The sequence below is a fragment of the Parabacteroides sp. HGS0025 genome (genome assembly GCF_000969845.1).
Classification (GTDB): Bacteria; Bacteroidota; Bacteroidia; order Bacteroidales; family Tannerellaceae; genus Parabacteroides; species Parabacteroides gordonii.
Genome location: NZ_KQ033902.1, coordinates 3,849,756 through 3,862,710 on the forward strand (window position 1 = coordinate 3,849,756; position 12,955 = coordinate 3,862,710).

The window sequence follows — 12,955 nt, forward strand, 5'->3', positions numbered from 1 at the left end:
GGTTCATTTCTTTCTACGCTTTTGTTTTCAACTGATCTTCCAATTTGATCAACTCATCCCTGAACTGGGCGGCTTCGAGGAAGTCGAGCTTTTTGGCTGCTTCGGTCATTTGTTTCTTCGTACGCTCGATGGCTTTTTCAAGTTGCGGACGGCTCATATACTTAACAACAGGATCGGCCACCAAGCTTGGTTCCGGTTCGATATAAGCATACGGTTCGGCGGTAGCCTGCTTTTCACCCAGCAGAGAGACACTATTCTTAATCACCTGCTTAGGCGTGATGCCATGCAGTTCGTTGTAGGCCAGCTGCTTTTCACGGCGACGGGTCGTTTCGTCCATCGTCAGGCGCATACTATCGGTTATCTTATCGCCGTAGAAGATTACCTTCCCGTTCACGTTACGGGCGGCACGTCCGGCGGTCTGTGTCAGCGAACGGTGCGAACGAAGGAAGCCCTCTTTGTCGGCATCGAGGATAGCGACCAACGAAACTTCCGGCAAGTCGAGTCCCTCACGAAGCAGGTTGACGCCGATCAGGACATCAAAAAGCCCCTTGCGCAAGTCATCCATGATCTGGATACGTTCCAGGGTATCGACATCGCTATGGATATAGTTACAACGTATTCCCATACGGGTCAGGTAAGAAGTCAGTTCCTCCGCCATGCGTTTGGTAAGGGTTGTCACCAGCACACGCTCGTCGACTGCCGAGCGTTGGGTGATCTCTTCCATCAGGTCGTCGATCTGGTTCAGGGTCGGGCGCACTTCGATAATCGGGTCGAGAAGTCCGGTCGGGCGGATCACCTGGTCTACCACGATCCCCTCGCTCTTCTCCAACTCGTAATCGGCAGGCGTCGCACTCACATAAATGGCCAGCGGGGTAAGCGACTCGAACTCATCGAACATCAGCGGACGGTTATCCATCGCGGCAGGCAGACGGAAACCATATTCCACCAGGTTCTTCTTTCGTGAATAGTCGCCACCGTACATAGCACGTATCTGAGGGATCGTTACATGGCTTTCATCGACCACCAACAGGAAATCCTTCGGGAAATAATCGAGCAGGCAGTAAGGACGATCGCCCGCTCCACGCCCGTCGAAGTAACGGGAATAGTTCTCGATACCCGAACAATGCCCCAGCTCACGGATCATTTCCAAGTCGAAAGTGACACGTTCGTACAAGCGCTTCGCTTCGTAATGTTTGCCTATCTCTTTCAGGAAGTTCACCTGTGTGCCGAGATCAACGTCGATCTGACCGATAGCAGCGTTGATACGTTCCTGGGTAGTGACGAACAGGTTGGTCGGATAGATATTCAGTTCGTCCTGTTCGTCTATCTCCTGCCCCGTTTTCGGATCGAAGGAAGACAGGCGGTCGATCTCATCGCCCCAGAATTCTATCCGGTAAGCCACGCCGTCGAATGTTTCGATAGCCGGGAATATATCGACCGTATCGCCGTTCACACGGAAGCAGCCGCTATTGAACTCCAGTTTGTTGTTTACATACAGTGCATCGACAAACCGCCGCAATAACCTGTCGCGGTCGATCTGCATCCCTTTTTCCAGATGGGTCACCTTCTCGGCAAAGGCAGTCGGATCCGCCATACCATACAAACAGGAGACGGAAGACACCACGATCACATCCTTTCTCCCCGACAACAAAGAAGCCGTGGTACGGAGACGGAGCTTATCTATCTCTTCATTGATCTGCAAATCCTTCTCGATATAGGTATCGGAAGAAGGCAGATAAGCCTCCGGCTGATAATAATCGTAGTAGGAAACGAAATATTCTACCGCATTGTTGGGGAAGAAAGCTTTAAACTCGCTATACAACTGTGCAGCAAGTGTTTTATTATGACTTAGTATCAAAGTAGGCCGTTGCACCTCCTTGATCACATTGGCAATAGTAAATGTCTTTCCGGAACCTGTCACCCCAAGGAGCGTCTGGAAAGGCACACCACTCTCAATGCCCTCGGTCAGTGCCGCTATTGCTTCCGGCTGATCTCCCGTAGGGCTGAATGGTGATGATAATTCAAAGTTCATTCTTAATAAAAAGTCTTTTTAGGTATTACCAACCAAAGGATAAAATAGGCTATCACTCCGGAAAACATCGTAAACAGACTCAACAGGATATATCCGACACGAACCAGCGTTGGGTCTAAATCGAAGTAATCCGCTATGCCGGCGCATACACCGGCAATCATACCGTTATTCGAACGGGTCAGTTTTTTAGGTTCTTCTTCCATGATTTGTCTTTTTAGTTTCGTAAAGATAAGGATAATATATATAAGGAAGAAGATATGGGGTTATAAATTGAACCAGTAATTCATCTTCAGCATAAAAGTGTTGGTTGCCGGAAGGCCGAACATCCGGTCGAGGTTGTTCCCCCAGCCGCTTACCATCCGGTTGTCCTGATTCGACATCCGGTGTTCCCACACAAAGTAAAGAGTGGAACCCGGCAGATACTCCCAGCGTGCCACCAGGTTGGAACGAAACTCATTGAAACTGAAATCCGGGTTCGCAAACGAAGCCTCCCGGTTGCCATTCTTTATCGCATAGACGCCATCCGCATAGCTGATCTCATCCGGGGTAAAGACATGGAAGCGCTTGTCGTACGTATGCGACCGGGTATCGGCCGCTTCCTTAAAGTCGCTGAACTTCGCTGTAGAGGTAAACGGAGAGCCGTAGAACTGGATGGAGATATCAGGAGTCACATTCACCTGCAACTTCATAGTCAGCCCATACGTTTTCTGCTCCATATGCCCCATCAGGTAAAGCAGGGACGGGTCATTTTGGGTAAACAGGCCTTTCGACGACTTCAGCGTCCCGACATACTGCATATTGTCCGTGTTCCAGGCATAATCCACCTGCCCCGACAGATAGACATGGTTGCCCAGGCGGAAAGTCAGGCTCGGCATCAGCGTGTTGAAACGGTTATAACCGTCGAGATTGTGATTGCCTTCATATTTAAGCATGAACATCACCCGTCTGGCCTTATCCGTATTGACTTTGACGGAAGTCTGGAAGTAAGGATCGAGACGCATATCAGGGCCTCCGCGAAGCATACGGCTGTCGAGGCGGTTCCATACGAACGTCTCCTTCATATCCATTTCATACCGGTTCATCGTCATGCTCTGCCAGCGGAGAGCCAGGTCGTTGCTGAACGGATTGCCTCCGTAATCCCACTGGTTTTTCTGCGTCAGCGTGAAAGCATTATAACGGAACATCTTCCAGATATCGGTCTGGCGATAAGCCACTTCCGACTCATTCGTCCGGTTGTCCGCCTCTTTCATATATCCCATATCGTTGAGGTCGAAGCCGGGAGACGACCAACTGAATGTTTCGGAGAAAGCCCATTTCGCGTTTCCTTTCCGTCCGGCTTTCACATATCCGCCTGTCCCGTTCAGGGCACGGCGATCCGGGTCGACACCCAGATAATCGGAAGCAGACGCCCGCTGGTAATAATGAACCGGACTCATCTGCCGCAGGGCAATCGCTTCTTTGCTGCCACTAAGGGAACTGAACATCCCTTTCATATCGATATAATAAAGCCGGTTCTTGAAATACTGCGTGAAGTCGATCCCGGCGGTAAAGGCGTTGCGTACCATGAAATCTTCGAGGTAAGGCTGATCCAGGGCACGGTTGACGGACGTAACCATTCCCCCCAGCAGGCTGTTCCCTTTCCAGTTTTTCTGCACACGGGCAACCGTGTAATTCGTCAGGGGTTCAACTACTTCCACATCTTCCGCACCGTTGCGGGTCACTTTGGCAGACGAACGGGCGGTTACGCTTTGTACCACTCCCACCGTCACCCCCTGCCGGTTCGTTCCTGTCAGCTTCAGGGCGCCGATGATAGGCACATTCTCCTTGCTGTCGGCAAAGCTGTTTATATTGTCTATCCCCTCGGGGCTATACGAAGGGGCTGCTCCGATGCGGCGGGTATAAAACATCATATCGCTGCCGTTGGCGAAGTCCAGGATATGTTTCCCTTCGAGGAAGAAAGGACGTTTCTCGTCGTAAAAAGTCTCGTAGGCGGTCAGGTTCATCACCGAGGGGTCGAGCTCCACCTGCCCGTAATCCGGGTTGATCGTCAGGTCGAGCGTAAAATCGGACAAAGCGAATTTGGCGTCCAGCCCGACATTGCCTCCCCAGCTATGCCCTTTCTGGTAAGGGCTTCCAGGTATCTTCGGTTCGTTCCGGTATTTCCCCATCACATAAGGAAGGAACTCGATACCTCTTGGTTTGGGCAAGTCCGTCATCCCGTGCATCTCCCCGAAAGAGAAAACGTGTCCGTTGTTCTTCAGAGGGATCATACTCCAGTTCTGCACTTCGTTGTTACGGCGGATGATGCGGCGGACATGCAGCCCCCAGATCCCATCGGCGGAAAGTTGGTTATACCGGAGTTGGCTGAACGGGATACGCAATTCGGCCGTCCAGCTCGAGTCGGCCAGGTCGATGTGTGTCTTGCCTTCCCATACGGCATTCCAGCTCAGGTTGACATTGAGTTTGTCGGTGACTACCAGGTCGGTCTTGTTTCCTCCCAGGTTGATATTGAATTCGGGCGCCGCCCTGTAATCATGGTAGGTATCGAACGCCACACTGATCAGGTCGCCCATGCTGTTGTCGTCGCGGTTCCCGATGAAACGGTTCATCTTCTCCGGCCTTATGTCCTTGCAATAGACACCGACATAGATATATTTATTATCGTAGAATAGCTTCACATAGGTAGGAGAATTGGTGAATTGCCGTTCATAAGGGATGATCTGGACGAAACGGTCAGACCATTCCCCCTGCTTCGTCCAGAAGTCTTCGTCCAGACGGCCGTCCATGACCGGTCTCTCCCCCGCCACCTTCGTTATGGTATAGGTACGTTTGTAAGCATCTTCGAAGGGGACGATAGAGTCCTGCTGTGCATGACAAAAGGCAGTGCACAGCAACAATAAGGCAACAAAGGGCGACCGGTTTTTCATTTCACATTACAGGTAAGCCGATACTTTATTCCTGTCCGTCTCCACAGTCTCGAACTCGGACGAGACGATGCTGCTACCCATCGGGACGTTCTCGTTGCGGTATTCCATCTTACTATATACGATGCTGCGTGCCGAGGTATGGAACTCCTTCGCACCTGTCTCCGCCTCAATCTGCGCAACGTTGTTTTCGCGTACGCCACAGCCCGGCATGATGATGATACGTCCGTCGGCACGTTTCACCAGTTCGGCGATCAGGGGAATACCTTTCACGGCATCCGACTGCTGACCGGATGTCAGGATACGGTCGCAACCCAGCTCTATCAACTGCTCCAGGGCAGCGAAGGGATCGCGGCAGACATCAAAGGCACGATGGCAGGTCACGGACAAAGGTTTCGCCGCGTCGATCAACTTCCGCATCAGAGGTACGTCTATATCGCCCTCTTTGGTCAGGCATCCGAACACGACACCGTGTACTTTCAGCTGCTTGCACAGTTCAATATCCAGCAGCATGGCGTCTATTTCCGCCGGTGTGTACAAAAAGTCACCGCCACGCGGACGGATAATCACATTTATATCGATCGACGAGGTCAGTGCCTGGGCTGTCTTGATTTCTCCATAACTGGGGGTGGTTCCACCTTCCGGTATCCCGGCGCAAAGTTCCACACGTTTAGCCCCTCCAGCTTCAGCCTCCACACAACTTTGTGCCGAGTTGGCACAGATCTCGATTATACGGGTTGATTTCATAGACATTCTATTTTATAATGTTCGCAATACAAAGATACGATATTTTCATATGACAGCCTACCGAAATGGAAAAGCATACATGCTTTTTTCAGAAAGGGCGCATCCTTTCCGGAAAGAGGGCACATGCTTCCGTTTCAGAAGGGGTATGCTTTTCCGGACAAGCTGGCGGGGAAAAGAGAAGGATATGTGAGTATTATCGCTACATTTGTACCGGATTAAAACAGCAAGACGATGAACACAGAAAAATTAAAGGGTCATATATTAATTCTGATCGCAAACATATTGTTCGCCATCAATATGCCCATCTCCAAATACCTGTTGCCTTCCCATGTACAGCCTGAAGCACTTACGATCATGCGAATGAGCTCCGCCTGCCTGTTATTCTGGCTCACTTCGCTCTTTATAAAACGGGAGAAGGTGACGATGAAAGACCTCGGCTTGCTCTTTATATGTGCTCTTTGCGGTGTCGGGATCAACCAGGGATTGTTTATCGTCGGACTGAACCGTACTTCGCCCGTCGATGTATCCATTATCGCAACGGGGGTTCCTATCTTCGTCATGTTGCTGGCGGCCGTAATCCTGAAAGAGCCGATCACAAAGATGAAGGCTTTCGGGGTATTGCTCGGATGTTGCGGAGGTATCTCGCTGATCCTTGCTTCCACCCATGCAACGGGACAGGCGAGCAGCCTGGAAGGTAACCTGATGATCATCGTTAGCGGCTTCGTCTACTCTATTTACCTCGTATTATCCAAGCCATTAAGTTTGCGCTATTCGGCCGTAACGATGATGAAATGGATGTTCCTCTTTTCTACGCTTGTGCTATTGCCCTTTACCTGGCAACATGTACCCGGAACACCCGCCTTTCACCGGGAGGCATTTGATATGAAAGAGATAGGTGCGATCTGCTTCGTCCTGATCGGCGCAACGTTCATCCCTTATCTGCTGATACCGATGTCCTTAAAACGCATCCGCCCTACAACGGTTAGCATGTACAACTACATACAACCGATCATTGCGTCATTGATTGCGGTGATGGTCGGACAAGATACCTTTTCGCTGCAAAAAGTATTGTCAGCCGCCCTTGTCTTTGTCGGCGTTTACCTGGTGACCCAGAGTAAGAGCCGGGCAGATATGGAGAAAGAGAAAGCCGCCTGACAGCCATACGGGTACACGCCAACTGATCTGTACCCGTTTATATATTAAAATTTATATCTGTTTCCATCCCCTTTTTCTGTTTTACTTTGCAACAATTTAATACTCAACAATACTTAATAGGATGATGAAGTTAGGTTTTGCAAAAAGGATGTCTTATATAAAAGCATCGGAAATCAGAGAGATACTGAAGGTGACGGAACACGAAGAGGTCATTTCGTTTGCAGGAGGTTTACCTGCTCCCGAACTTTTCCCGATAAATGAGATCGACGAAGTAAACCGGATCGTTTTAAGAGAAGCGGGTACCAAAGCGCTTCAATATACGACCACCGAGGGGTATCCCCCGCTGAGGGAATGGATCGCCGCCCGGATGAACGAACGCTTGGGGACGGCTTTCGACAAAGATAACATCCTCATAACCCACGGATCGCAGCAAGGCCTCGACCTGTCAGGAAAAGTCTTTTTAGATGAGGGCGACATCGTCTTGTGCGAAAGCCCGACCTACCTGGCCGCCATCAGTGCCTTCAAGGCTTACGGATGTAATTTCATCGAGATCCCGACGGACGAAGAAGGTATGGATATGGGGGCACTCGAAGAGGTGTTAAGCAGCACTCCCAACATAAAACTGATCTATGTGATCCCCACTTTCCAGAACCCCACAGGAAAAACATGGAGCCTGGAAAGACGCAGGAAGCTGGCTGAAGTATCGTCGAAATACAGCGTCGCGGTCATAGAAGACAATCCCTATGGCGAGTTAAGGTTTGAAGGGGAGCATCTGCCGTCCGTCAAGTCTTTCGATACGGACGGAAATATTTTATGTACAGGTAGTTTCTCCAAGATTTTCTGTCCCGGCTTCCGGATCGGATGGATTGCCGGAGATAAGGATATTATCCGCAAATATGTGCTGGTCAAGCAGGGCACAGACCTGCAATGCAACACGATCGCCCAGATGACCATCGCCGAATATCTGAAACGGTACGACATCGACAAGCATATCGGACGGATCGTAGAGGTTTACAAAAAGCGCAGGGACATAGCTCTCAGATGCATAGAGCTTTACTTCCCGGCGAATATAAAGTTTACGCATCCCGAAGGCGGTTTATTTACCTGGATAGAACTTCCCGAAGGTATTCCGGCACGTGAAATACTGGAGAGCTGCCTCGAAAGGAAAATAGCCTTCGTACCCGGCGGCTCTTTTTTCCCGAACGGGAACAGGGAGAATACGTTCAGGATCAATTATTCCAACATGCCTGAAGAGAGGATAGAGAAAGGGCTCAAGGTAATCGGCGAAGTCGTGAAGGAATACATTGCCCGGTTACAGTGATTTCCGGATGATGTCTCCCAACATCTTCAGGCGTTCTTCGATAAGGGGGCTCCAACGTTGCCCGTAACTCAGGCGCATACAGTTCCTGAACTGATCCTGCAACGTGAACATGCGCCCGGGGGCGATACTGATTTTCTCCTGCATAGCCCTGCGGTAGAGGTTCGCGGTATCGATCCTTTTGTCCAACTCCACCCAGAGCATAAAGCCTCCTTGCGGGGTGATGCACCGGGTATCATCGGGAAAATAATCCATAATCGCTTGTATGAAACGCAGGCTATTGCCATGCAGCTCATGGCGTAGTTTGCGTAAATGGTTCTCGTAACGGTCGTTTTCCATAAAGTTAGCGATAGCTTCCTGATTAAGGGTCGGCGTGGATATCTGATGGATATGCTTCCGCCGGATAACGGCCTCTTTGAACCGACCGGGGGCAATCCAGCCTACCCGGTAACCGGGTGCCAGCGTTTTCGACACGGAACCGCACCATAGCACACCACCCGCTTCATCGAAAGCCTTGCACGGGCGGGGGCGCGATTGGCCGAAAAAGACATCTCCGTAGAGGTCGTCTTCGATCAATGGTATATCCCGCTCCGACAACATCTGCACGATCGCTTTCTTATGTTCGTCAGGCATGCAGCTTCCCATCGGGTTACTGAAGTTGCTGATAAGCAGGCAAACATTTATTTGGGGCAGTACCTTCCTTAATGCCTCGGGGTCGATCCCGGTAACAGGGTTTGTCGGCAGTTCCAGCACACGGAGCCCCATGCTGATAGCCAGTTGCAGTATGCCGAAATAGACAGGGCTTTCGACGGCGATGGTGTCGCCTCTTTGTGTCGTGACGGACAGGGCGAGTGAGATGCCGTTGGTCACGCCCGTTGTCGTAACGATGTCGTCTTCGGTTAGATTCCCGTTCCAGTTATAAGTGAAGCGGGCTATGTCTTTCCTCAACCGGATGTTGCCTTGCGGGTCTTCGTAGCGGGTGCCGTTACCCGGAAGGGAGTACATCGCCCGGGTAAGTTCCTTATTGAGTTTAGCGATAGGTAACAGTACATCTTCCGGTATCCCGAGGGAAAAGCGGGTGATGGAGACGTCTTCGATGGAATGATAGACCTCGGCAATCAGGTCTTCGTCCTCTTTTCCGGCAAACTGCACCGGAGGTTGTGTGGTCGCAGGAGCCGAGAGACGCAGCGGTTTATAGTTGACAACATATCCCGACTTCGGACGCGAGATAATGAACCCGTCCTTCTCCAGTTCATAATAGGCCTGGATTGCCGTATTCAGGCTGACACCGTTTTCATGGCTGATAGTGCGCAGGGAAGGCAGCTTCTCTCCTGTTTTCCACACGCCGTTCTTTATCTGCCAGGCGATTGTTTTCGCTATTTTCTGATATAGGATCTCTTTTTCCATACTTATTCTGTACCCCTGCAAATATACAAAATAGGATCTGTATCAGGCTGGTAAATATGAACCTTTGCATATCTTATTTGTTTTATGCAATAAATATACGTCAAAACTATGGATACAGTAAGTCCCTCTAAAAAAGCATCGGGCAAAGGTATGGTATGGCTGATCGCCATCCTGGTTGTCGCAGTTGTCATTGCTTTCCTGTGGTGGTGGAACTACCGCAAATATATAACAACGGATGATGCGAACCTCGACAGCTTCCGGGTAAGTGTCGCTGCGCAGGTCATGGCCCCCATGCTGAAACAGTATGTCTGGGAAGGCGATACGGTGAAAGCAGGCAAGGTGCTGGCCGAACTGGACAGCAGTACTATCGTGGCAGAGTTGCAAGAAGCCGTTGCACGACGGGAACAAATGATTGCCAACCTGAAGCTGGATAAGGAAAACCTCAACACGGCTATCAAGAACCTGAGCCTGGCGGAAATCAGTTACCATCAGGCAGAAGTGAATTTTGAGCGCGACAAGAAACTGTACGGTAAAGACGCTATTTCGCAGGAGACTTTCCAGAATACCGAGGATATATATAAAAGTACGCGCATAAAGGTGGAAGTTGCCAAAGACCAGATCAAGGTGTCACAAGCGCAGATTGCCGCCGGAGAAGCGGCCATCGCTTCAGCAAATGCAGCCATCGAATCTACCCGTGTCTCTCTGGGGTATTACCGTGTCATCGCGCCGGTCGACGGGGTGATCGCCAAACGCTGGTCGCTTCCGGGGGATATCATCCAACCGGGACAGACACTTTTCACCATCAACGAAGGGAAAGATCTCTGGGTGGCTGTCTATCTGGAAGAGACTAAATACCGTAATATCCGGCTGGGACAACCGGCAGACTTCACACTCGACGCTTTCCCCGACCTTATGTTCTCGGGAAAGATATTCTATATAGGAACGAATACCGCTTCCGAGTTTTCGCTTATCCCGCCCAGCAATGCTTCGGGTAATTACACCAAAGTGGCGCAACGCATCCCGCTGAAAATATCCGTCGAGAAGGCGATGAAGAAAAAGAGAAGGTGGCAATGCCCCGGTTAGTGTCGGGAATGTCCGCAACCGTTAAGATCATCAAGGAGAAATAATGGGTACGACCGGTAATACAGATAATAGCGCATACAAATGGCTGGTGCTGGGAAACATCATGATCGGTACGTTCATGGCCGTGCTCGACTCTACCGTTGTCAACACCGGGCTGCCTGCTATCATGGGGACGCTCGGTGCGAGTATCAATACGGCGGAATGGGTGTTGACGGGTTATATGCTGGCCATCGCCAGTATCCTTCCGGCTGCCGCCTGGCTCTCCGACCGCTTCGGGTACAAAAAGATTTATTTCCTCTCCCTGCTGGTGTTTACCTTCGGCTCGTTTATGTGCGGCAACTCCACCTCGATCGAGGAGCTGATCTTCTGGCGGGTGATAGAAGGATTGGGATGCGGGGCTATCATGCCGGTCGGTATGGCGATAGTAAGTAATGTTTTCCCGCCGGAACAACGGGGGATGGCGCTCGGTTTCTGGGCGATTGCCTCAGCCGCTTCCGTCTCTTTCGGCCCGTCGATAGGGGGCTATCTGGTGGATAACCTGAACTGGAACTATATCTTCTATGTCAACGTTCCGGTCGGTGTGCTGGCCTTGTTCTTTACGGCAATCCTGCAAAAAGAATATAAGGCAGAAACGGTACAGCCGTTCGATATTCCGGGGTTCATTACTTCGGGTATCTTTCTTCCTTTGTTCATGTATGGTTTGTCGGAAGTAAATTCGTCGACCAACACACAGGGGTGGAACAGTCCGGTGGTACTGGGTTCGATGTGGATATCGGCCGTCGTGTTCATCCTTTTTATCTATTTCGAGCTGACGGTGAAACATCCGCTGATCGACCTCAGGATATTCAAAGACCGTAACTTCGCGTTATCCAACCTGATGATGTTCATATTCGGGATAGGGATGTTCGGCAGTACGTTCCTGATACCGCTTTACCTGCAAAACAATCTGGGGTATTCGGCGTTCCAGGCCGGTATGTTCTTTATTCCGGTAGGGATTATCCAGGGTTTCTGCTCTCCCACCGCGGGTGCTTTAGGGCAGAAAATCAATCCGAAGATATTGATAGCGGCCGGATTGCTCCTGATGTCGCTCAGTTTCTATCTTAACTTCTTCCTCTCTTTTCTCACGGAAAAGAGGTATATCATGATGAGCCTTTACCTGCGTGGTGTGGGAATGGGGATACTTTTCACGCCGCTACTGACTTTATCGCTGGCTCGTATCGGTGTCGACAAGATGGCGCAGGCTTCGAGTATTACCAACATCGTCCGCCAGATGGGTGGCAGTTTCGGGGTAGCGATCTTCAGCCATATGCTTACACAGCGCACCAGCTATCACACGCAACGTTATAGCGAAGCATTGAATTATACGGGCGAAGCCTACCAACAGACCATCGACCGCTTAAGTTCCTTCGCCCAACAGACCGCCGGGGCAACCGGCCATACGGCACAATCGCTGGCCGAACAGTTAATCATCAAACGGCTTGAACTGGAAGCATATATAGGCGGCATCAACGATGATTTCTACATCGCGTTCATAGTCACCTTGCTTTGTATCCTTCCGGTGTTCTGGCTTCGCAGGGTGAGAAAAACCAAATGACTTATCTTGCTTTTATCCAAACTAAATCATATCTTTGTTTCCATAAAAGCAAATAGATTGTCTAAATGGAAACAACTCAGGAAATCCTCAACAAACTACGCGACTATAAAGCCGCTTTTGCAGAGAAATACGGGATCGAACGTCTCGGCCTGTTCGGTAGTTGTGCCCGTGGCGAACAAGACGACCGAAGTGACATCGATGTGGTAATCAAGATGAAAACGCCGAGTTATTTTACACGTTTCGATATTCGAGAAGAACTCGAAAAACTCTTTAGAAGAAAAGTAGATTTAATAACCTTACACGAAAATCAGTTCCCTGCTTTTCGTCAAAATGTAGAACGAGATGCGATCTATGTCTGATAACATCATTGCTGATTTCCGTTCAGGCAAACACGATAATAATTTATACAATAGACTATAATCTGCCCCCTTTTCCTGTCAAGTTTCCACTATTTTATCACTTTCTACTGAAAAAATGCTTGCATTTGAAAAATAATGTGTAATATTGCCCCTGCAATAAGATATGAAAACTAGAAAAGTAAAAGAATGATTGCAGGTATAGCATATTATACATGGGCATTGATGACCCCTTGGGGGGTTAGAATTTACAAATAAACAAGCGCAGCGGCCACGTCCTGCATTGTTGCAATCATTTGTATTGCATCCTTTATGCCGGTTCTTTCCGGTTCTTTTTAT

The 12,955-nt window shown here is 49.9% G+C and carries 10 protein-coding genes; 5 read left to right on the forward strand and 5 right to left on the reverse strand.

Features of this window, described 5'->3' with window-relative positions:
• Positions 1-13 precede the first annotated feature (13 nt).
• From uvrB to HMPREF1212_RS15020, 4 genes are read right to left on the reverse strand one after another with little or no spacing between them, the layout of a single operon-like run.
• Positions 14-2,032, reverse strand: coding sequence for an excinuclease ABC subunit UvrB (gene uvrB / locus HMPREF1212_RS15005; protein ID WP_028730459.1), 2,019 nt, complete (start codon positions 2,030-2,032; stop codon positions 14-16).
• A 2-nt stretch (positions 2,033-2,034) separates the two neighbouring features.
• Positions 2,035-2,235, reverse strand: coding sequence for a PspC domain-containing protein (locus HMPREF1212_RS15010; RefSeq protein WP_046149896.1), 201 nt, complete (start codon positions 2,233-2,235; stop codon positions 2,035-2,037).
• A gap of 60 nt (positions 2,236-2,295) precedes the next feature.
• Positions 2,296-4,959 (reverse strand): DUF5916 domain-containing protein, encoded by a 2,664-nt coding sequence (locus HMPREF1212_RS15015; RefSeq protein WP_046149897.1) that lies wholly within the window; start codon positions 4,957-4,959, stop codon positions 2,296-2,298.
• 6 nt (positions 4,960-4,965) lie between these two features.
• On the reverse strand, positions 4,966-5,703 hold the full coding sequence (locus HMPREF1212_RS15020; protein ID WP_028730456.1) for a copper homeostasis protein CutC: 738 nt from the start codon (positions 5,701-5,703) through the stop codon (positions 4,966-4,968).
• 231 nt (positions 5,704-5,934) lie between these two features.
• Here HMPREF1212_RS15020 and HMPREF1212_RS15025 point away from each other — a divergent pair, with 231 nt between their 5' ends.
• A complete protein-coding gene (locus tag HMPREF1212_RS15025; protein WP_046149898.1) occupies positions 5,935-6,858 on the forward strand; it encodes a DMT family transporter in 924 nt (307 codons plus the stop codon).
• Between the two features lie 124 nt (positions 6,859-6,982).
• A complete protein-coding gene (locus HMPREF1212_RS15030; protein ID WP_046150420.1) occupies positions 6,983-8,179 on the forward strand; it encodes an aminotransferase-like domain-containing protein in 1,197 nt (398 codons plus the stop codon).
• Here the strand turns inward: HMPREF1212_RS15030 and HMPREF1212_RS15035 are convergent.
• Positions 8,171-9,583, reverse strand: coding sequence for an aminotransferase-like domain-containing protein (locus HMPREF1212_RS15035; RefSeq protein WP_046149899.1), 1,413 nt, complete (start codon positions 9,581-9,583; stop codon positions 8,171-8,173). The genes HMPREF1212_RS15030 and HMPREF1212_RS15035 overlap by 9 nt on opposite strands.
• 108 nt (positions 9,584-9,691) lie before the next feature.
• Between HMPREF1212_RS15035 and HMPREF1212_RS15040 the strand changes: the two genes are divergently transcribed.
• The 3 genes from HMPREF1212_RS15040 to HMPREF1212_RS15050 all read left to right on the forward strand — a co-directional run bounded on the left by HMPREF1212_RS15040 (position 9,692) and on the right by HMPREF1212_RS15050 (position 12,619).
• Positions 9,692-10,666 carry an HlyD family secretion protein gene (locus HMPREF1212_RS15040; protein WP_232430108.1) on the forward strand — a complete coding sequence of 325 codons (975 nt, stop codon included), beginning with the start codon at positions 9,692-9,694 and terminating at the stop codon, positions 10,664-10,666.
• Positions 10,667-10,709: 43 nt separating this feature from the next.
• Positions 10,710-12,260, forward strand: coding sequence for a DHA2 family efflux MFS transporter permease subunit (locus tag HMPREF1212_RS15045; RefSeq protein ID WP_046149900.1), 1,551 nt, complete (start codon positions 10,710-10,712; stop codon positions 12,258-12,260).
• 65 nt (positions 12,261-12,325) lie between these two features.
• Entirely contained in the window at positions 12,326-12,619 is a 294-nt protein-coding gene (locus HMPREF1212_RS15050) for a nucleotidyltransferase family protein (RefSeq protein WP_028730450.1), read from the forward strand.
• Positions 12,620-12,955: the final 336 nt, after the last annotated feature.